Below are 20,863 nucleotides of genomic sequence, written 5' to 3'. Positions count from 1 at the left end.
GGCACACGGGACGGCGCCCTCTGGCGGCGCCTCCGCCCCTTGTGCCTGAGCCCGCACCCGACTGTGCACCGCACCTGGGGTGCGGGTTCAGGCGCAGGGAGCCTAGGCCCGGCAAGGGGCGCCGTTCCGTTGTGCCCACCCGTTCCGCCCCAGCGGAACAGATGCCCACAACGGGCGGGGCGGCGGGCGCGGGCGCTGCCCGCAACGCGGGGCGCGGGGTCGTACACAGAAGGGATCGTCATGCGTACGCTCGACCGGCTTCTCTACGCCGAGACCCTGCACCGCCCCGACGCCACCGCCGTGGCCCACCAGCACGAGACCCTCACCTTCCGGGAGCTCTCCGAGGGCGCTCTGGTCCTGGCCCAGTACCTCCGCTCCCTGGGAGCGACCGCGGACACCCGGGTCGGCATCCACACCGACCCGTCGCTCGAACTGGTCACGGCGACCTGGGGCACCGTCTGCTCCGGCGCCGCCTACGTCCCGCTCTCCCCCGAGTACCCCGAAGAACGCGTCCGCTACATGATCGAGGACAGCTCCGCCCGCATCGTCGTCACCCAGGAGCACCTCCGCGCCCGCGTCACCGACCTCGCCCCGCCGGGCACGACCGTCGTCACCCTCGGCGACGCCGTCCAGCACGCCTGGCGCACCGCGGGTGAGGCGCCGGAGCCGTACGACATCCGGGAGACGGACCTCGCGTACGTCATCTACACCTCGGGCTCCACGGGCCGGCCGAAGGGCGTGATGGTCGAGCACCGCTCGATCGCGGCCCAGATGCGCTGGATGGCGGCGGAACACCGGCTCGCCCCGGGCGCGGTCGTCCTGCAGAAGACCCCGATGAGCTTCGACGCGGCCCAGTGGGAGATCCTCGCCCCGGCCGTCGGCGCCCGTGTCGCCGTGGGCCCGCCGGGCGTCCACCGCGACCCCGAGGCCCTGATCGACACCGTCCGCACCCATGGCGCGACGATGCTCCAGGGCGTCCCCACCCTCCTCCAGGCCCTCGTGGACACCGAGCGTCTCGCCGCCTGCACGACCCTGCGCCGCGTGTACTCGGGCGGCGAGATCCTCTCCCGCAACCTCGCGGCGCAGCTCCTCGCCGAGCTGCCGGCCGCCGAGCTGGTCAACCTCTACGGCCCCACCGAGTGCACGATCAACGCCTCCTCGCACACGGTCGACCGTGCCGCCGTCACCGGTCCGGACGCCCCGACCGCGATACCGATCGGCAGACCGGCGTACGACACGACCTTCCACATACGCGATGGCGAGCTGTGCATCGGCGGGGTCCAGGTCGCGCGGGGGTACCTGGACCGTCCCGAGCTGACGGCGGAGCGCTTCCTCACCACGGACAGCGGCGAGCGCCTCTACCGCACCGGTGATCTGGCCCACTGGAACGAGGACGGCACCGTCCAGTTCGCCGGCCGCGCCGACAACCAGATCAAGCTCCGCGGCTTCCGCGTCGAGCTGGACGAGATCGCGCTGGCGATCGAGAACCACGACTGGGTGAAGAACGCGGCGGTCATCGTCAAGGACGAGCCGCGCACGGGTTTCCAGAACCTGGTCGCCTGCGTCGAGCTGTCGCCGAAGGAAGCCGCCCTGATGGACCAGGGCAACCACGGTGCCCACCACCAGTCCAAGGAGTCGAAGCTCCAGGTCAAGGCGCAGCTGTCGAACGCAGGCACCCGCCCCGACACCGATCTGGCGGGCCGCCCCACCGTCGTGCTCCCCGGCGGCACCCCCACGGAACGGATGCGCCGTGCGGTCTTCGCCCGCAAGACGTACCGCTTCTACGAGGGCGGTGAGGTCACCCGCGCGGACGTCCTGGCGGCGCTGGCCCGCCGCCCGGAGGGCATCGGTTCGCGGGCGGTCGGCAGTCTGACGGCGGCGGACCTGGGCGAGATCCTGCGCTGGTTCGGCCAGTTCACGAGCGAGGAGCGGCTGCTCCCGAAGTACGGCTACGCGTCACCGGGCGCGCTGTACGCGACCCGGCTGTACGTGGCGCTGCGCGGCATCGCGGGCCTTGAGCCGGGCACGTACTACTACCACCCGGTCCGCCACCAGCTGTACCTGACGGACGCGGGAACGCCCGGGAGCGGGAGCGACCCCGTCCTCAGGCTGGACTTCCGGGGCACCCGCGCGGCGATCGAACCGGTCTACAGGAACAACATCCAGGAGGTCCTGGAGATCGAGACGGGCCACATGGTGGGCCTGTTCGAGGAGATCCTGCCGGGCCACGGCCTGGACGTCAGGCCGCGCGAGGGCGGCACCTGGGAGGTGGTCCCGTACGACGAGGAGTCGCGTACGCCCGCGGAGACCGACGTCTACGTCCAGGCGCACGGAGACGGGGTGACCGGCCTCCCCGAGGCCCAGTACGTCTACGAGAACGAGGACTTACGGCAGATCTCCACCGCGCTGATCGAGAAGAGACATGTGATCGCGATCAACCAGGCGGTGTACGCGAGAGCCCGACTCGGCATCACGGTGATCAGCCGGACCCCTCACTCCGGCCGCGCGTACGTCGACCTGGGCCGGGCCCTCCAGCGGCTCCAACTCGGTCACCACGGGCTCGGGTTCATGTCCGCCGGCTACAGCTCGAAGTCCGGACACCCGCTCCCCGCGGCCCGCCGGGCGGACGAGATCCTGACGGCGGCGGGCCGCCCGACCGGCCCCTCGTACTTCTTCGTGGGCGGCCGGGTCGCCGAGGAGCAGCGGCTGAGCGAGGGCATGCACGAGGACACCGTCCACATGAAGGGCCCGGCGGAGATGATCCGCGACGACCTCGTCCACCACCTGCCGGACTACATGATCCCGAACCGGGTGGTCGTCCTGGACCGGCTGCCGCTGTCGGCGAACGGAAAGGTGGACACGAAGGCGCTGGCCGCCCTGGCCGTGGTCAACGCCGGTCTGCACGGCCGCCCCCACGTCCGGCCGCGCACCCGTACGGAGGGCCGTCTCGCGGAGATCTGGGCGTCGGCGCTGAAGTACGAGGACGTCGAGGCGGTCTCGGTCCTGGACGACTTCTTCGAGTCGGGCGGCAACTCCCTCATCGCCGTGGCGCTGGTGACGAGGATCAACCGCGCGTTCGACGCCCGGCTGCCGCTGCAGGTCCTCTTCGACCGCCCGACGATCGAGAAGCTCGCCCACGGCCTGGACGGCGCGGCCGCGACCCCCGCCTCACGGCTCGTCCGGCTCCACGCGGCGGGAGCGCGGCCGCCGGTCTACTGCTGGCCGGGGCTCGGCGGCTACACGATGAACCTGCGGCACCTGGCGGAGGAGATCGACATCGACCGCCCGTTCTACGGGGTGCAGGCGTACGGCATCAACCGGGGCGAGGAGCCGTACGCGACGATCCGCGAGATGGCGGCGGCGGACGTGGGGGCGATACGGCGCCGCCGGCCGGCGGGCCCGTACACGCTGTGGGGCTACTCGTTCGGTGCGAGGGTCGCCTTCGAGGCGGCGCACCTCCTGGAGGCGGCGGGGGAGCAGGTGGAGAACCTGTTCCTGATCGCGCCGGGTTCGCCGAAGGTCCGCTCGTCGGAGACGGGGGGAGCGGACTACGGGAACCCGGCGTTCGTGGCGATCCTGTACTCGGTGTTCGCGGGCACGATCGACCCGACGGTGCGGGCGGACGACCGGGAGGGCTTCGTGAAGCGGGTGGCGGCCGACTTCCCGGCCCTGGACCCGGAGCTGATCGGCCGGATCGTGGCGATCGTGGAGGAGACGTTCGAGTTCACGTACACCTTCCGGGAGCTCGCGGAGCGCCAGGTGTCGTGCCCGGTCACGCTCTTCAAGGCGGCGGGCGACGACTACTCGTTCCTGGAGACCACGGAGGGCTGGTCGGCCCGCCCGCCGACGGTGGTGGAGCTGGACGCGGACCACTACAGCCTGCTGCGACAGCCGGACCTGAAGGAACTGGTCAAGAAGATCAGGTACCGGCTGGGGCAGTAGGGCCGCCGAGTCGTCAGCTCGTGAGGGTGCGGGCGAGGAGGGACAGCAGGCGGTCCCAGTGGTGCCGTGTGCCCTCCGGGCTGAAGGCGCTCGTGTCGGCCATGGTGAAGCCGTGCACGGTGCCGGGGTAGATCTCGTTGCCGTGGCGGACTCCGGCCGCCTCCAGCACCTCGTTGAGCCGGCCGAACTCCTCGGGCGTCATGTCGCTCTCGGCGATCCCGAAGTGCGCCTCGGCGGTGACCTTCGGGGCGAGGAGGTGCGGGCTGTCGGCCGCGTCCGTGATCAGGGCGCCGGGGTGGAAACCGGCGACGGCGGCGACCCGGTCGGGACGGGCGGCGGCGGTACGCATCGCCAGGACGCCGCCCAGGCAGTACCCGACGACGCCGACGGGCCCTTCGGAGACCTCGGGCCGGTCGGCGAGGAACGCGAGATAGGCGTCGGCGTCGGTCAGGACGCGCTCCGTGGTGTGCGCGAGGTAGAACGGCATGAGCTGCTCGAAGAGCGCGGGCCGCTCCTCCTCCCCGATGAACTCGGGAAGCTCGATGAGGGGCGCGTGCCCCTCCCGGTAGTAGATGTGGGGCACGAGCACGAAGTACCCGTGCCCGGCGAGCTCCCGCGCCATGTCCTCCAGCCGCGGCCGAGGACCGAACACGTCCATGTAGAGGAGCACGCCCGGGTGCCGCCGCCCGTCGTCGGGGAAGGCGGCGAAGGCGTCGGCCTGGCCGTCGGGGGTGGGTATCCGCAGTGTCGTGGTGGCCATGGGAACGACCGTAACAGCCCTGATCGGCAAGGGGGCGGGCGCCCGTGGCAGCCTTAATCGGGTTGCCGTGGGCGAGCCGGGTCGGATAGGAAGCTAGCATGCTGAGGGGTAGAAAGGTCGGGCTCAGGGCCCGGCACGAGGAAGACATTCCGGTCCTGCGAACCGAGCTCTACGACGACGTGGTCAACGCCTCGCGGGCCGAAGCCGCGCCCTGGCGGCCGGTCACGCCCGGATCGAAGGACCGGCGGCTTGTCGTGGACGACCAGGCGGAGGGGCATGTGCCCTTCTCCGTGGTCGAGTTGGAGGGCGGCACCCTGATCGGTACCGCGAACCTGTGGGGCATCGACACCCACAGCCGGTCCGCGCACATCGGTCTCGGCCTGCTGCCGTCGGCCCGCGGCAAGGGCTACGGCACCGACGTCGTCGCGACGCTGTGCCACTACGGCTTCGTCGTGCGCAGCCTCCAGCGGCTGCAGATCGAGACCCTGGCGGACAACACCGCGATGCTCCGCTCCGCCGAGAGCAACGGCTTCGTCCGCGAGGGCGTGCTGCGCTCCTCGGCCTGGGTGATGGGCGAGTTCCTGGACGAGGTCATCCTCGGGCTCCTCCTCCAGGAGTGGAAGGAGAACGCGGGCGCCTAGGGGCCGCCCGCCTCCGGCCGGTTCACCACGCCTCGATGACCGGCGCCCCCGGATCGTGCTTCCGCCAGGCCTCGTTGAGCCGCGTGAGCCGGTCCGCGGTCGCGATGCCGTGCAGGGACGTGACCTTGCCGTCGTCGACCGCGAACGCCACCGCGCCCACGACCCGGCCGTCGACCACGGCGAGCACGGCCGGGGTGCCGTTGACCACCTCGATGTGGAACGAGGGCGTGCCGCCGGCCAGTCGCCGCTTCGCCGCCGTGGGCCGGAAACCGGCCCGCGCGAAGGCGGCGACCCGCTCCCGCGTCGTGACCCGCAGCAGCCGCCTGGCCAGCCCGGCGCCGTCCGAGACCGCCGTCACTTCGGCGGTGAGCAGCGCCACCAGCCGTTCGGTGCGCCCCGACACGGCGGCGGCCAGGAACTCCTCGACGACCCGGCGCGCGGACGCGGGGTCGGCCGGGACGCCGCCGCGGCGGCGCTCGGCTGCGATCCGTGTCCGGGCCCGGTGGAGGTGCTGCTGGCCGGCGGACTCGGTGATGTCGAGGATCCCGGCGATCTCGGCGTGGCCGTACGAGAAGGCCTCGCGCAGGACGTACACGGCCCGCTCGACGGGCGAGAGGCGTTCCAGGAGGGTCAGTACGGCCAGCGAGACCGATTCGCGCTGCTCGAAGGTGTCGGCGGGGCCGAGCATCGGGTCGCCTTCGAGGAGCGGTTCGGGCAGCCAGGCGCCGGCCGTGCGCTCGTGGCGCGCGTGCGCCGAACGGAGCCGGTCGAGGCAGAGGTTGGTGAGGACCTTGGTCAGCCACGCCTCCGGGACGTCGATCCGTTCGCGGTCCGCGGCCTGCCAGCGCAGGAACGTGTCCTGCACGGCGTCCTCCGCGTCGACGGCCGAGCCGAGCAGGCGGTACGCGAGCGAGGCCAGCCGGCCACGGCCGGCCTCGAACCGATCGACGTCTGCGCTGTCCATGCGGATCACCCTAGGCAGCACACCGCCTAGGAGGCGACCTTCACGCCGGTCCCGGCGGGCGTCCGCGCGGTGGTCAGGCGGCGCCTGCGCTTCGGCAGGCCGGAGGTCGGGTGGGCGATGTTCCATCCGGCGCCCGCCAGCACACCGGCCTTGAGCCGCGCGGCGGTCCGGCCGCCCAGGTACCAGGTCTTCGACCGGACGTCCTCGCCCACCATCTGGAAGATGGCGTCCCGCCGTCCGAGGCTGATGTGGTTGCCGTAGTACTTCAGTCCGGTGGTCGGGACCTCGCCGCCCGTCAGGCGCGCGATGATCGCGCCGGTCGCCTGCAGGGTGGTGAAGCCGGCCGAGGCGCAGGACATCGGCAGCGGGAGGCCGTTGTCGCCGATCGCGTGGGCGGAGTCGCCGGCGGCGTAGACGTCCGGGTGCGAGACCGAGCGCATGGTGCGGTCGACGAGGATCCGGCCGGTCTCCGCGACCTCCAGGCCGGCGGCGGCCGCGAGGGGGTGCGCGGCGAACCCGGCCGTCCACACGATCACGTCCGCCGGGAGGGGCGTACCGCCGGCGGTGATCGCCCGGGTCGGCTCGACGGCCTCGACGTCGGTGTGCTCGTGGACGGTGATGCCGAGCCGGTCGAAGGCCGCGCGCAGGTGCCGGCGGGCCCTCGGGGAGAGCCAGGAGCCCAGCTCGCCGCGGGCGGCGAGGGCGACCGTGAGGTCGGGCCGGGACTCGGCGAGTTCGGTGGCGGTCTCGATGCCGGTCAGCCCCTCGCCGACGACCAGTACGGTGCCGCCCGCGCCGAGGGCGGCGAGGCGCTCGCGCAGACGCAGCGCGGAGGGCCGCCCGGCCACGTCGAAGGCGTGCTCGGCAGCGCCGGGGACACCGTGGTGGGCCGCGGTGCTGCCGAGGGCGTAGAGGAGGGTGTCGTACGCGAGCTCGTCGGTGCGGGTGTCGGGTGCGCGGAAGGCGCCGTCCTCGCCGGTCGCGGCGGCCGCCGGTGTCACGGTGACGGTCCTGCGCTCCGGGTCGATGCCGGTGACCCGGCCCAGACGCAGCCGCACCCCGGTGCCCGCGAAGACGTCGGTGAGCTTGCGGACCGCGAGGTCCTGGCCGCTCGCGAGCTGGTGGAGCCGCATCCGCTCGACGAAGTCGGGGGCGGCGTTGACGACGGTGATCTCGGTGTCGGCGGGGGAGAGCCGGCGCGCCAGGGTCCCGGCGGCGTAGGCCCCCGCGTATCCGGCGCCGAGTACGACGATGCGGTGCTTCATGACGATGCTCCTGTCTCGTTCGGGCGCCCCTTGAACGAGACGGAGCTTCGATTCCTGACAGGAGCGGGATGTGACGCCGGTCACGCCGGCGTCCGGCCTCCGCGGGACTGTACGACGGCGGATTGACATCGAGGGTGCGTCAATCGCCGCGATCTTGGTGTTGGCCCTCGCCCGGTACGCGGTGCGAGGCTCCCCCCATGGACATCTTCAGGACGGACAACGGTCTGGCCCAGGGCTTTCGGGCCGCCGCCGACGTCGTCGCCGCGCTCGGAATCCCGTACGCCGCCCCGCCCTTCGGCGACGGCCGGTTCCGCGCGCCACTCCCGGCACCCGCGTGGACCGGAGTGCGGGACTGCACGGAGTTCGGCCCGATCGCGCCGCAGTCGGCGGAGCTTCCGGGGGCGCCCGTCTGGTCCCCCGGCGACGAGGACATCCTCACCCTCAACGTCTGGACCCCGGCCTCCGCCTCTGCCTCCGGTGGCGGCCGGCTCCCCGTCCTGGTCTGGATCCACGGCGGCGCGTACACCTTCGGCTCCTCGGCCCAGCCCGACTTCGACGGCACCGTCCTCGCCCGCGCCGGTCTCGTCGTGGTCACCTTCAACCACCGCATCGGCTTCGAGGGCTTCGGTCACGTGCCCGGCGGCGCGGCGGTCGGCCACCCGGACAACCGGGGGCTGCTCGACCAGGTCGAGGCGCTGCGGTGGGTGCGGGAGAACATCGCGGCCTTCGGCGGCGACCCCGGCAACGTCACGATCGCCGGCCAGTCCTCCGGTGCCGCGTCCGTCGCCTGTCTGATGGTGATGGACCGAGCCCGTGGACTGTTCCGCCGTGCGATCGCCCACAGCCCCGCCAGCCCCTGCTACACGCGGGAGATCGCCGCGGCGACCACCCGTGAGATCGCCGCGGCCGCGGGCTGCCCCGCCACGCCCGAGGGCCTGACCTCCATGACTCCGCAGGCCCTGGTCGCCGCCGCCGACCAGGTGGTCGAGGCCTACCGCCGGGACCCCGCCTCCGGCTCCCGCCACTACGACCCCTCGCTCTACGCCCCGGTCCTCGACGGCGACGTCCTCCCCGTCGACCCCCTCGAAGGGATGGCCGCCGGCGCGGCCCGGGGCGTGGACCTGCTCGTCTGCCACACCACCGAGGAGTACTGGCTGCTCGACGCCGTCGGCAGCTGCGCGAAGGTCACCACCGACGAACAACTGGCCCTCTTCGCGAGGGACTTCGGCCTCCCGGACGATCTCGTCCCGGACTGTCGCGCCGCACTGCCCGACGCCCCCGTGTCCGATCTCTACCTCACCGTCTTCGGCGACCTGCTGTTCGGCGAGTACAGCAACCGGCTCGCCGAGACGCACGCCCGGGCGGGCGGCCGGGCGTTCCTCTCGCGCTTCGACCGTCGGCGCACCGGACCCGACGGGACCGTGCGCGCCTGGCACTGCGCGGACGTCCCCTTCGCCTTCGGCACCCTGGACGACGAGGCCGTGGCCTTCCTCCTCGGCGGCACGCCCACCCCCGCCGACCACGGTCTGTCGCGCCGCATGGTGCGCGCCTGGGCCGACTTCGCCGCCGACGGGAACCCCGGCTGGCCGTCGCTCGACGGGAACCACGGCCGGGCGTCGCTCGACGGAGACCCCGGCCGGCCGCTCGGCGAGAACTCCGCGTCACAGGCCAGGACATGGGCCGCCGACGGCGATGCGGCGGGCGGTCGGAGGGCCTCCCGCCGTGCCGCGTGGGCCGGGGTCGGCTTCCCCGTCCTGCGTCCGTGACGAGAACCGCTTAGGCGGGCCCGCCTGCTGACGGTCCCGGCCGGCGCCGTCGCTCGTTCGGGGTGCGCTGCCGTGCGGGGGGTCCGGTCCGCTGGTGTGCTGGTCGGGATCTCCCGCACCCGGGCCCGAGTCCCCCACGTACAGGAGCAGCGGCATGGCTGTCATCGTCACCGTCGAGATCCCCGGCGGCACACAGGAGCAGTACGAGGAGACCATCCGGCTCCTGGAGGCCACCGACTGGTTCCCGGCGGAGGGGTTCCTCGCGCACGCCGCCGGGCCCGACGGGAGCGGGGGATGGCGGGTGGTGGACTTCTGGGAATCCGAGGACGCCTTCCTCGCCTTCGCGGAGAGGGCCCGGCCGATCTTCGAAGGGGCCGGCGTCCGTACGATCCTGCCCACGGTGCAGGAGGCCGTGAACGTCATCGTGAAGTGACCGGGAGGGGCGCGGGAGGACACCTGGGGGCCACGGGAGGGCCGCCCGGGAGGGCACGGGAGGACCGCCCGGGAGGGCACGGGAGGACCGCCCGGGAGGGCACGGGAGGACCGCCCGGGAGGGCACGGCAGGGCCGAAAACCCTTTGCGGGGCGGGCCTGTGGCCGTCAGGCTTCTCCGCCATGACCAGTCATCCCTCCCGCCCTGCCGACGCGGGCCGTCCTGCCCGCCCGGTCGCGGACCTGTTCTCCGCCGACGGGCGCCTCAAGGCGATCCCGCGCAGGCCGGCCCGCCGTGAGGCCCTCCTCGCGCACCTCACCGAGAGCCTCTTCGCCCCTGACCGGGACTACCGCGAGCCCGAGGTCAACGAGGCCCTGCTCACCGTCCACGAGGACTTCTCCGCCCTGCGGCGCTATCTCGTGATCGGCGGCTTCCTCGCCCGGACCAAGGACGGCTCGGCGTACCGCCGACAGCAGCGGCCCGGCTCCCCCGGAGGCGCGATCCCCGCCGTCGCGTGACCGCCGCCGTGGTGGCCGGCCTGCTCGCCGGCTACGGCATCGCGATCCCCGTCGGCGCGGTCGGGGCGTATCTGGTGGCCGTGACGGCCCGTGCCGGCTGGCGTACGGGCGTGGGCGCGGCGCTCGGGGTCGCCACGGCGGACGGCGTGTACGCCGTGCTCGCGGTGGCGGGCGGATCGGCGCTCGTTCCGCTGCTGACGCCCGTGATGACCCCGCTGCGGTGGGCCTCGGCCGTGGTGCTGGTGGTGCTCGCGGTACGGGCGGCGTACGTGGCCCTCTCCACGTACCGGACGGGCGGGCTCGCCTCCCGCGACGACGGGACGGCCCTCGGCCCGGGGCGCGCCTATCTCACCTTCCTGGGGATCACGATCCTCAACCCGATGACGGTGATCTACTTCGCCGCGCTCATCCTCGCGACGGGCCCCTCGGCGCCCGCGACCCTCCCCGACCGGACGGCCTTCGTCCTTGCGGCGCTGGTCGCCTCGGCGAGCTGGCAGCTGCTCCTCGCGCTGGGCGGGACGCTGCTCGGCCGGACCCTGACGGGGGCCCGGGGCCGGCTGACCACGGTGCTCGCGTCGAGCACGCTGATCGTCGTCCTGGCGGTACGGCTCGTGGCGCGCTCCTGAGCGGGCGCACGTGCACGGGCCGGTCCGCGAGGCGTGCCTGCCGTTCTGGGAACCGGGCGCGCAGCCGGAGGAGCCGGTGGAGGGGATGTCCGTACAGGACGTGCCGGAATGCACGGACAACCGCCTGGAGATGGCCTGGCCGGTGACGGACCCGTGCAGGGACCGCTGACCGCGCTCAAGGACGAGATCGACGCGACGGCCTGAGCGAGGCCGGGGCCGGGGCCGACGCCGCCATCGCTCCCGCGACCGCGGCCGTGACGGCGAGGGCCGCGCCCGCCGCGAGCACGCCCCGGCGCGAGCGCCAGGAGAGCACCGACCAGCACGACTGGGCCGAGAGCAGCGAGCCGACGCTCGCCCAGGAGCCGACGGAGCCGGCCGACATCGCGGAGCCGACGGAGCCGACGGAGAGGAACGATCCGACCGAGCCGATCGAGAGCGTCGATCCGACCGAGGCGACGGACAGGAACGAGTCCCGCGACCAGAGCGACAGCGACGAACCGCGGCGAGAGGCCATGCCTCGATCGTAGGGTCGTTCCGGGGAGTGTGCGCGGCCGATGCGCGGACGCGTGGCCCTAACCCGCGCAGGCCGGCAGGAACTCCAGGCCCTCCGGGGTCCCGAAGCGCACCACGGCGAGGAGACCCGGTCCGCCCGCCCGCGCCCGCCTCCGGGCCTACCTCATCCACCCGAAGCGGTCCCTGGCCTCGTCGTCGGTGCGCTTCTGGTCCTCGGATGCGGCGCGGATGGCGTCGGGGAGGGGACCGGTCAGGTGGTTGCCGAGGGCGCGGGTGGCGAGGACGAGATCATCGACGAGGAGGCTGTAGCCCGCGGCGATCGAGGAGCCGAGTGCGCCGCTCGCGCCGAACTCCGTCACGTCGAGTACGGCCCGGCCGAGTTCCGTCGACGTCTTCTCGCTCAGGTGGGTGGCCACCTTGTCGAGGGAGGCGATGGCGCGCTTGTGCTCGTCGTGCTCGATCCAGAAGCTGGGGGACAGGCTGTGGGACAGGTTGTGGCCGGCGACGGACGCCGACTGCATGGCGTCGCCGCCGATCGCGCGGCCGCCCCCGCCGGCACCGGCGCCGTCCTCCGCGCCCGGTGCCGCGCTCCCGACTCCTCCGCCTGTGATGACCGGTGCCGCTCCGCCGACCGCTCGGCCGCCGTCCCCGTTTCCCGTGCCCTCCGGGAGTCCGGCGATCCGCTTGAGGGACGAGACGTCGGGGTCGTTCCGCACGAGGGTCAGCCGGGCGTCGCTCCGGGTCCGGGTCGTGGTGATCTCGGGCTCCAGCCGCGCCCTGGTGGCGGCGGCCTCCGCCTCCTCCTCGGCCGAGTGGTCGACGGTCCCGGGCATGTCGCCCTCGGAGAGCCTGTTGAGTCGCCGCTGGAAGTCCTCGACGATGTCGATGACCGCGTCCTTCGAGTCGCCGACGATGTCGCCGGAGCCGCTGAGCCCGTCGGCGATCGCGCCCGCCGCCGCGGCCACCACGTCGAACTTCTTCGCGAAGTCCTCCCAGTGCTCCCTGAGGGCCTTCGTGGCCTCGCCCCGCCCGTGGGAGACGAGGCGCTGGATGGCCTTCGTGGCGTCCGCGCGGTCGTCGGGGAGATTCCCCTGGAAGGTGCGCAGGTTCTTGGCGGCGTCACGGCAGAGGTCCTCGTCCGCCTCGACCCAGGGCAGGCGGTACGTCTCCATCTGCCCCTTCATCTGTTCCGAGCGCTTGTCTGCCATCGTGTGAACTCCCCCCGGATTGCGCCATGTTGGGCGCCACGTTGAGCGTCACGGTCTCACGCGCCCCCGAAGGTCACAAGGCCGACCGGGGTCGGACCGCGCCCGCCCCGATTCGGCCCGCGCTCAGTCGATGTGCACGATCTGGAAGGCCTCCGCCATCCGCCCCGCCGGCAGTCCGCCCGCCGTCGCGTGTTCGCCGAGCCAGGTGCGCAGGAGGCCCGCGAGGTCGTCGAAGTGCGCCGTCTGGGAGGTGTGGATGCGCAGTGCCTCGACCTTGCGGTCGAAGACCGGGGTGACGTCCACGTACTGGTTCGGGGTGGGGCCCGTCATCAGCCACAGTTCGTGGACGGTCCACGGCTCCAGGCCCTCCTCCTTCAGCAGGGAGGCGTGGGCGAAGGGGTTGCGGGCCTCGGGGTAGACGGCACGGAGGCAGGCGTCGCCGACGGCGCGGTGGTCGGGGTGGAGGTCGGCGACCCGCGCCCAGTTGATCTCGGGGGAGGGGATGATCGCGCGCTGCGGCCGCACCTCCCGTATCACCCGGCACAGGTCGCGGCGGAGTTCCACGGAGGCCTCCACGAAGCTGTCGGGGTAGCCGAGGAAGCGGACGTCCGCGACGCCGCTGAGCTTGGCGGAGTGGACCTGTTCGGCGCGGCGCAGATCCGCCATGGCCTGGCGGGGGAGCCTGTCGTCGTAACCGCCGGCGCCGCCGTCCGTGACGATGCAGTACGTGACGCGGGTGCCGCGCTCGATCCACTGCATGACGGTGCCGCTGACGCAGAACTCGATGTCGTCGGGGTGTGCGGCCACGACGAGCAGCGATTCGGGTGCGGTGCGGGCGGTGCGGTCGGAGTCCTCCATGTCCCTCATGGGGTCAGCCTGTTGGGGCGGCGGGGGCGTCGCAAGGCCAAGCCGTGGCGTGAACAGGACATGGCACTTACGCGCCATTCAAAAGCTTGGTAGATTCAAATCATTGAGTTGTTCGGGTGAGTGAGTGATGTGCTTGGAGGGTGACCGCTGTGTGCAGGATTCTCGGCTCCTTCGCCGCCGGAGCGGCGGCCCACGCCGACCGCCCCGACCCGGCGCAACTCGCCGCCGTGTCGGCCCGCCAGCGCCACGGCGGACCCGACGAGCACGCCGTGCTCACCGGACCCGGCTGGTCCCTCGGCTGCGACCGGCTCGCCGTCACCGACCCCTGCGGCGGACAGCAGCCCTACCGGCTGCCGCACCTCCCCGGCGTCCTCGCCGTCCTCAACGGCGAGATCTACAACCACGCCGAGCTGCGCCGCACCCTCGCCGCCCGCGGCCACCGGTTCCCCGACCGCTGCGACGGCACCCTGCTGCCCGCGCTCTACGCCGAGTACGGGCCCGCGTTCGCCGAGCACCTCGACGGCATGTTCGCCGTCGCGATCCTCGACCTGCGCCCCGGCAGCACCCGACTCGTCCTCGCCGTCGACGACATGGGCATGAAGCCGATCCACCTCCACCACGACCCGTACGACGGCACCACCCGGTTCGCCTCCGAGATCCCCGCACTCCTCGCCTTCGAAGGCGTACGGATCTCCCCGCGCGAAGACTCCCTCGACACGGTCCTCGCCACCCGTACGTCCTTCTCCACGCACACCGCGCTCGACGGCGTCAGCGTCCTTCCGCCCGGGGCCACCGCCCTCGTCCGGCCCGGCGCCGCGCCCGTCGTGCGCCGCCGGGGGCCGCACCGGACCACGCCCGTCGGCGACACCCAGGACGTCCTGCGGCACGAGGTACGGCGGCTCGCCGAGGCCGAGGTGCCCGTCTGTGCCATCACCAGCGGCGGCCTCGACTCGGGGCTCGTCACCGCGCTCGCCGCCGAACACGCCCGCGAGACCGACGCCCCGCCGCTGCACACCTTCCACCTCGCCTACCGGGGGCGATGGCCCGACTCCGAGGCGGCGTACGCCCGTTCCGTCGCCCGCCGAACCCGGACCGTGCACCACGAGGTCGCCGTCGACCCCGACGAGATCGGCTCCCTCCTCACCCGGACCGTCCGCCACCTCGGCCAGCCCAACGCCGACCCCATCACCCTCTCCACGTACGCGCTGTTCCGCGCCGTCCGCGAGAGCGGCTTCACCGTCGCGCTCACCGGCGACGGCGCCGACGAACTCTTCGGCGGGTACGACCGGATGCGGGCGGCGCTCGCGGCGCCGGCGGGCGCGGACTGGGCGGGGACGTACACCGACGCGCTCTCGGCGGCGCCGCGGCTGCTCCGGGAACACCTCTACACCGCCGAGTACCGTGCCCACATCGCCGATCAGGGGTCGGCCGCCGACCGCATCGAGCAGGAGCTGCGCTCGGCCGAGGCGGTCGGCGAGGACCGGCTCACCGCGATGACGGCCTTCGAGACGCGCTGGCGGCTGCCCGCGTACCACCTGCGGCGCGTGGACCATCTGTCGATGGCGTGGGCGGTCGAGGCGCGGATGCCGTTCTGCCAGCCGGCGGTGGTGACGCACGCCCGCGGCCTGCCGACGGCGGCACGCACGGGGAAGCGGGCGCTGTACGAGGCGGGGGCGGAGCTGCTGCCCTCGGCGGTCCTGCGCCGCCCCAAGCAGCCCTTCACCCTGCCGCTGTCGGCGATGCTCGCACCGGGCAGCCCGCTCCTGGACACGGTCCGGGAACTGCTGTCCCCGGCGCGTCTGGTCCTGGGCGGGAAGGTCCGCGCGGACCGGGTACGGAGACTTCTGACCCGCCACCAGGAACGGCCGTCGCAGCCGGACGCCCAGGCGCTCTGGGCGCTGGCGGTCCACGAACTGTGGACGGAGGTGGTCCAGGGCATGCGAATCCCCACCGGCTGTGCGGCCTGACCCCCCGGGCCCCACCCCCGCCGAGCCCGCGGGGCCCACCCCCGCGCCGCCCCCCGTGGGCCTTCGCCCCGCCCGTGTGGGCAATCGTCCCGCTGGGGCGGGACGGGTGGGCACACGGGACGGCGCCCTTGGCGGCGCCTCCGCCCCCGTAACCGACCCGCACCCCGAAGGCGGCGCGCTCCCGGTGCGGGTCCAGGCACAAGGAGCGGAGGCACCCGCAAGGGCGCCGTCCGTTGTGCCCACCCGTCCCGCCCCAGCGGAACGAATGCCCACAACTAGGGTGGCGGGGGGCGTCCCCACTGAGCACGCGCCCACAACTGGGGTGGCAGGTGGCGCCCCCGGCGGCGCGCCCACAACGGGGGTGGCGGGGGGCGCCCCCGCCGAGCACGGGCCCGCGACGGGCGGGGCAGGCGCCGCCCCCACCAAGCCCGCGCCCGCGACGGTCGCCGCCGCTCTCGTCCGCGCCCACGACGCCCCCGGTCCCACCCTCGTCCTCCGTCTCGACCACCTCCCCCGCGGCGCCCTCGCCCTCGGCGGGGAGCTCGCGTGGCTGCGTCGGGCCCTCGCCGGCACGCCCTACGCCGGGATCGGCAAGATCGCCCTGTACGGGCCCTGCGGGCCCTACGGGGCCGCCGCGCACCCCGCCCGGCTCGACTACCGTTTCGTCCAGGCCCTCCCCGCCGGCGGTTTCGACTTCCGCGCGGGATGCGGCCATTCGCTCCTCGCCTGTGTCGTCGCCGACGGCCGCCCCGGCCCCGTCACCGTCCGCGCCGTGACCACCGGCGACACCGTCCTGTGCGAGCACGAGCCGCAGCAGGGCGCGTACACGCTCAGCTTCCTCCGCGCCCCCACCGCCCCCGGGACCCTCCCCACCGGCCGCCCGGTCGACCTCCTCGACGGCACCCCCGTCTCCCTGGTCCGCTACGGCAATCCGTACGTCTTCGTCGACGCCCGGCACCTTCCCGGGGAGAACCTCCGGGAGCGGCTCGAGGGGCTTCGCGCCCACGCCGCCCGGCTCCTCGGGCATCCGCCCCGCTCCGCGCTCCCGAAGATCGCCGCCTTCACCGCCGGCTCCGGCGGGATCGCCGTCCGGGCGCTCACGGTCGGCGGCTGGCACCCCCGGCTCGCGCTCACCGGCGCCGCCGCCCTCGCCGCCGCCGGTGCGCTCGAAGGGACCGTCGTGCCGCCGGTGGAGGGCGAGGTCCGTACCCCCGGCGGTACCGTCACCGTCTCCACCGGACCGGACCGCGTCCGTGTCCACCACAAGCGGGCCGAGCTGCTGGAAAGGCTCGTGCTGCCGTGGCGTGTCCACGCAACGGCGTGAACGCGCACCCCTCTCACCAGGCCCGGAGTCCGCTTTCTCTGCCACGCTGAAATGGACCGGCAATCGGTATCGGTATCCGTTCCGTGGGGAGAGCAGACGCACATGAAATTCGAGAATCTGCGTGTCGTCGTGACCGGAGCGTCCCGCTATTTCGGTCGCGCGCTCGCCGTCGGATTCGCGCATCTCGGCGCCGAGGTCTATGTGTCGGCCCGGACCGTCGAGGCCGCCGAACGCACCCGTACCGAGGTCATGGGCTCGGCCCGTGACCGTATCCACGCCTTCGGCTGCGACCTCAGCAGGCCCGCCGAGATACGGGAGTTCGCCGCACGCGTCGGCGAACGCACCGACCGGGTCGACCTGTTGGTCAACAACGGCGCCCGCTGGCTCGACGGCATGGACCTGGAGGCGGCCAGCGACGCCGAGATCGTGGAGACGATCGAGTCGACGGCCGGCGGCACCGTCCTCATGGTGAAGCACTTCCTGCCCCTGCTGCGCGGCTCGCTGCGGCCCGACATCGTCAACATGGTCGCCGTCCGCGACGCCGAGGGCGCATCCGCCGCGGCCGCCGGCGCCGCCCACGAGGCGTTCTGGGCGGCGAAGAGCGCCCAGGCCGGGTTCGCCGACATCCTCTCGCGCCGCCTGCGCCCCTCCGGCGTCCGTGTGTTCTCCCTCTTCCCGCCGGACTTCTCGACCTCCGACCCGCGTTTCGCGGAATGGGACGGCTCGAATCCGGACGGAATGGCACCCGACGAGAAGCTGACGACGCAGGCGCTCTTCGAATGCATCGTCTACGCGGTCGAGCAGCCCCGGGACTGCTTCATCCGCTCCTTCCACTTCGAGCCCCGCTGATCCCGCCACCCCTTCGAGCCCGAGCCCGCTGAACCGCCCTGCGCCGACAGCGCTCCGCCGTACGCGACCGCTGAAGCCCACCGCACCACAGCGTCAAGGAGGTCCCATGAGCACCCCTGTCTGGATCACCGCGACCCCTCCCGCCACCCACGGCGAACTCCACATCGGCCATCTCGCCGGGCCGTACGTCGCCGCCGACGTCCTCACCCGCTATCTGCGCGCCGAGGGCGAGGCCGTCCGGTTCACCACCGGTACCTCCGACCACGCCAGCTCCGTCGAGGTCCGGGCGCTGCGCCACAACCGCAAGCCCGAGGAGGTCGCGGAGGGCTACCGGGCCGCGATCACCGCGGACTGGCTGCGCTCGGGCGTGGAGTTCGACCGCATCGTGCGTCCGCGCCGCGACAAGGGATACGGGCGCTGGGTGCAGGACCTCTTCGGGCGGCTCTTCGCGCAGGGTGTCATCGCCCCGCGCACCCGCCTCCTGCCGTACTGCGAGCCGTGCGACCGCTGGCTGTACGGGGCGCACGCCACCGGCACCTGCCCGCACTGCGGCGCGGTCAGCGACGGCGGGATGTGTCACGAGTGCGCGCGGCCGAACGACGGCGGCGACCTCATCGGCGCCCGCTGCGCGCTCTGCGACACCCCGGCGGTGGCCCGCCGCTGCCGCCGGCTCTACGTACCCCTGGAGCCGTTCCGGGAGACGCTCGCCGACTACTGGGCGACGGCCGGGCTGCCGCCGCGGCTCGCCGCGCTGTGCGAGTCGCTCGTCGAGGACGGACTGCCGGACATCGCGGTCGGCCACCCCGCCGAGTGGGGTCTCCAGGTGCCCGTCGAGGGCTTCCCCGACCACCGGATCGACGGCTGCTTCGAGGCCGCCGCGATGCATCTCTTCGGCTACGACGTGAAGGGCCCGCTGCCCCGCCGCGCGATCCACTTCTGCGGCTTCGGGCACGCCTTCTGCCATGCCGTGCTGCTGCCGGTGCTGCTCCTCGCGCAGGACGTCAAGCTGCCGCAGGACTTCAACGTCAACGAGTCGTACGTCATCGAGGAGGGCGTCCAGGAGGGCAACGTCTGGGCGCTCGACCTGCTCACCGAGTACGGCTCCGACACCCTGCGCCGTCATGTCCTCCAGGCCCGCCCGCTGGGCCGCCGCACCGTCTTCCACCGGGAGCGGCTCGCCACCGCCCGCCGTGAGCTGGACGAGAACTGGAACAGCTGGCTGTCCCGGCTCTTCGCCGCCGTACGGGAGGAGTGCGGCGGGCTCGCTCCGCAGGCGCTGCCCGGGGGCACCGGCTGGGAGGTCCTGGAGCGGCGGCTGCACCGGGGCGTCGACGACCTGCGTGAGGCGTACGGCCCCGATGCCTTCGACCCTCGCCGGGCGGTCGCCGTCCTGGACGAGATGGTCCGCTCGGCCGCCGACTTCGGTCACGTCAACGCCCACGAACGCTGCCGGCCCAGTACCTCGTGCCGTCATCTCCCCGCGCTCGCGGCCCAGTTGGCGGTGGCTTCGGCCCTGTCGGCGTGGTCGCGGCCGGTGATGCCGGAGGGTGCGGACCGGCTGGCGGCGGCGCTTCAGACGGCGCCGGGCCGCCCGGTCGACTGGCACGCCCTGACGGCGCCCCTCCCGGGGACCCGGCTGGCGCCCCCGTCGGGTCCGGTCTTCGGATTCTGACCCTCCCTCCGACCCCCTACTACTAAGCAACTAAGTAGGCCAGTAATCCAGCACCCTCGGCACCTCGGCAATCCCGTACCGCCGTGTCCGATCCCCCACCCTGCCGCGTGACCGTGCGCGCGCGAGCGACGCGCAGGGGCACGTGGCCTCCCTCCCCTCAGGAGCCTTTCGTGTCCCTGCGCGTCGCCATGCTCAGCGTCCACACCTCCCCGCTCCACCAGCCCGGGACGGGGGACGCCGGCGGCATGAACGTCTACATGGTCGAGCTCTCCCGCGCCCTGGCCGAACAGGGCGCGGAGGTCGATCTGTTCACCCGCCGCACGAGCGAGGATCTGCCCCCGTCCGTCGAACTCTCCCCCGGGGTGCGGGTGCGGCATCTGCACGCGGGGCCGCGCCGGGCGCTGCCCAAGGAGGCCATGCCGGATCTGGTGGTGCCGTTCTCGCTGGCCCTGCTCAAGGAGGAGCGGCGGTACGACCTCGTCCACTCGCACTACTGGCTCTCCGGGCAGGCGGGCCGGATCGCCTCGATGGGCTGGCGGATCCCGCTGGTGCACACCGCCCACACCCTGGCCCGGGTGAAGAACGCCTCGCTGGCCGCCGGCGACACCCCCGAGCCGGAGCTGCGGGTCCGGGGCGAGCGCCAGGTGGTGGGCGCCGCCGACCGGCTGATCGCGAACACGGCGGACGAGGCCGAGGCGTTGCGGTCGCTGTACGGGGCGGCGGGGGAGCGGACCGAAGTGGTGCGTCCGGGGGTCGATCTGCGGACCTTCCACCCGGGGGACGGCCGGGCTGCCGCGCGGGTCAGGCTCGGGCTGCCGGCCGACGCGTTCGTGCCGTTGTACGCGGGCCGCATACAGCCGTTGAAGGGGCCGGACGTGCTCGTCCGGGCGGTCGCCGAGCTGCTGCGGGAGTCCCCGGACCTGCGCCGCCGGCTCCTGGTGCCGGTGGTCGGCGGGCATTCGGGCGCGACCCGCGAGGGGTCGGCGTGGCAGCTCGCCGAGGATCTCGGGGTGACGGACGTGCTGCGGTCCTGCCCGCCCGTACCGCAGGCGCGGCTCGCGGACTGGTACCGGGCGGCGGACGTCCTCGTGGTGCCCTCGCGGAGCGAGTCGTTCGGTCTGGTGGCCCTGGAGGCGCAGGCCTGTGGGACTCCGGTGCTCGCTGCGGCGGTCGGCGGGCTGCCGACGGCGGTGTGGGACGGGGTGACGGGGCTGCTCGTGCGGGGTCACGACCCGGCGGAGTACGCGCGCCGGCTGGGCCGGCTCGCGGCGCACCCGGAGGTGGTGGGGACGATGGGGGAGGCGGCGGTGCGGCACGCGCACGGGATGAGCTGGCGGGCGTCGGCCGCGCGCACCGTCGAGGTGTACCGGGAGGCGCTGGCGGAGGCGCGCCGGCCGGTGTTCCCGGGCGGGGAGCGGGTGGTGGGGGCGGGGGGGGGGGCCCCCCCCGCCCCCCCGCCCCAGCGCCCCGGGGGGTACGAGTATGGCGGATGACAAATAAAACCTAAGATTTTGTTGGTCCCAAAAAATTGTGTGCTGCCGATGGGGGA

Annotated in this window: 17 protein-coding genes; 11 read left to right on the top strand and 6 right to left on the bottom strand. The window is 73.5% G+C overall.

Going from position 1 to position 20,863, the window contains the following annotated elements:
- The first annotated feature begins 240 nt into the window (after window positions 1-240).
- Complete coding sequence (locus tag ACFQ79_RS19300) at window positions 241-3,942, top strand: amino acid adenylation domain-containing protein (protein WP_383584951.1); 3,702 nt, start codon at window positions 241-243, stop codon at window positions 3,940-3,942.
- Window positions 3,943-3,955: 13 nt separating this feature from the next.
- Here ACFQ79_RS19300 and ACFQ79_RS19295 read toward each other — a convergent pair whose 3' ends face one another.
- The gene (locus tag ACFQ79_RS19295; protein WP_383584949.1) at window positions 3,956-4,702 is read right to left on the bottom strand and encodes a dienelactone hydrolase family protein; all 747 of its coding nucleotides are present in this window, start codon (window positions 4,700-4,702) and stop codon (window positions 3,956-3,958) included.
- A gap of 98 nt (window positions 4,703-4,800) precedes the next feature.
- Between ACFQ79_RS19295 and ACFQ79_RS19290 the strand changes: the two genes are divergently transcribed.
- Entirely contained in the window at window positions 4,801-5,343 is a 543-nt protein-coding gene (locus ACFQ79_RS19290) for a GNAT family N-acetyltransferase (RefSeq protein ID WP_383584947.1), read from the top strand.
- Between the two features lie 22 nt (window positions 5,344-5,365).
- Here ACFQ79_RS19290 and ACFQ79_RS19285 read toward each other — a convergent pair whose 3' ends face one another.
- The gene (locus tag ACFQ79_RS19285; RefSeq protein ID WP_383584945.1) at window positions 5,366-6,307 is read right to left on the bottom strand and encodes a sigma-70 family RNA polymerase sigma factor; all 942 of its coding nucleotides are present in this window, start codon (window positions 6,305-6,307) and stop codon (window positions 5,366-5,368) included.
- 26 nt (window positions 6,308-6,333) lie between these two features.
- Entirely contained in the window at window positions 6,334-7,572 is a 1,239-nt protein-coding gene (locus tag ACFQ79_RS19280; RefSeq protein WP_383584943.1) for an NAD(P)/FAD-dependent oxidoreductase, read from the bottom strand.
- 197 nt (window positions 7,573-7,769) lie between these two features.
- On the opposite strand from ACFQ79_RS19280, the gene ACFQ79_RS19275 reads away from it, so the two are divergent.
- The 4 genes from ACFQ79_RS19275 to ACFQ79_RS19260 all read left to right on the top strand — a co-directional run bounded on the left by ACFQ79_RS19275 (window position 7,770) and on the right by ACFQ79_RS19260 (window position 10,914).
- A complete protein-coding gene (locus ACFQ79_RS19275) occupies window positions 7,770-9,338 on the top strand; it encodes a carboxylesterase/lipase family protein (protein ID WP_383584941.1) in 1,569 nt (522 codons plus the stop codon).
- A 154-nt stretch (window positions 9,339-9,492) separates the two neighbouring features.
- A complete protein-coding gene (locus tag ACFQ79_RS19270) occupies window positions 9,493-9,771 on the top strand; it encodes an antibiotic biosynthesis monooxygenase (RefSeq protein ID WP_383584939.1) in 279 nt (92 codons plus the stop codon).
- Between the two features lie 181 nt (window positions 9,772-9,952).
- Window positions 9,953-10,288 (top strand): DUF2087 domain-containing protein, encoded by a 336-nt coding sequence (locus tag ACFQ79_RS19265; RefSeq protein WP_383584936.1) that lies wholly within the window; start codon window positions 9,953-9,955, stop codon window positions 10,286-10,288.
- Window positions 10,285-10,914, top strand: a complete 630-nt coding sequence (locus ACFQ79_RS19260) for a LysE family transporter (RefSeq protein WP_383584934.1) — start codon at window positions 10,285-10,287, stop codon at window positions 10,912-10,914. Before ACFQ79_RS19265 ends, ACFQ79_RS19260 begins: the two co-directional genes overlap by 4 nt.
- A 175-nt stretch (window positions 10,915-11,089) precedes the next feature.
- On the opposite strand, the gene ACFQ79_RS19255 is transcribed toward ACFQ79_RS19260, so the two are convergent.
- The 3 genes from ACFQ79_RS19255 to ACFQ79_RS19245 form a co-directional block, all read right to left on the bottom strand.
- A complete protein-coding gene (locus ACFQ79_RS19255; protein WP_383584932.1) occupies window positions 11,090-11,428 on the bottom strand; it encodes a hypothetical protein in 339 nt (112 codons plus the stop codon).
- 157 nt (window positions 11,429-11,585) lie between these two features.
- Complete coding sequence (locus tag ACFQ79_RS19250) at window positions 11,586-12,635, bottom strand: hypothetical protein (RefSeq protein WP_383584930.1); 1,050 nt, start codon at window positions 12,633-12,635, stop codon at window positions 11,586-11,588.
- A 123-nt stretch (window positions 12,636-12,758) separates the two neighbouring features.
- Window positions 12,759-13,502 (bottom strand): PIG-L deacetylase family protein, encoded by a 744-nt coding sequence (locus ACFQ79_RS19245; RefSeq protein WP_383584928.1) that lies wholly within the window; start codon window positions 13,500-13,502, stop codon window positions 12,759-12,761.
- Between the two features lie 149 nt (window positions 13,503-13,651).
- Between ACFQ79_RS19245 and asnB the strand changes: the two genes are divergently transcribed.
- The 5 genes from asnB (at window position 13,652) to mshA (ending at window position 20,807) form a co-directional block, all read left to right on the top strand.
- Window positions 13,652-15,469, top strand: coding sequence for an asparagine synthase (glutamine-hydrolyzing) (asnB, locus tag ACFQ79_RS19240; protein ID WP_383584926.1), 1,818 nt, complete (start codon window positions 13,652-13,654; stop codon window positions 15,467-15,469).
- 361 nt (window positions 15,470-15,830) lie between these two features.
- A complete protein-coding gene (locus ACFQ79_RS19235; RefSeq protein ID WP_383584924.1) occupies window positions 15,831-16,793 on the top strand; it encodes a hypothetical protein in 963 nt (320 codons plus the stop codon).
- Window positions 16,794-16,895: 102 nt separating this feature from the next.
- Window positions 16,896-17,642: an SDR family oxidoreductase gene (locus ACFQ79_RS19230; protein WP_383584922.1), complete on the top strand. Its 747-nt coding sequence runs from the start codon at window positions 16,896-16,898 to the stop codon at window positions 17,640-17,642.
- Between the two features lie 106 nt (window positions 17,643-17,748).
- Complete coding sequence (locus ACFQ79_RS19225) at window positions 17,749-19,314, top strand: class I tRNA ligase family protein (RefSeq protein WP_383584920.1); 1,566 nt, start codon at window positions 17,749-17,751, stop codon at window positions 19,312-19,314.
- Window positions 19,315-19,502: 188 nt separating this feature from the next.
- Window positions 19,503-20,807, top strand: a complete 1,305-nt coding sequence (mshA, locus tag ACFQ79_RS19220; RefSeq protein WP_383584957.1) for a D-inositol-3-phosphate glycosyltransferase — start codon at window positions 19,503-19,505, stop codon at window positions 20,805-20,807.
- Window positions 20,808-20,863: the final 56 nt, after the last annotated feature.

The organism is Streptomyces sp. NPDC056480, from assembly GCF_042795405.1.
Taxonomy (GTDB): Bacteria; Actinomycetota; Actinomycetes; order Streptomycetales; family Streptomycetaceae; genus Streptomyces.
Note: the sequence above shows the minus strand (reverse complement) of the source record. Positions and strands in the feature narration are given on the sequence as shown.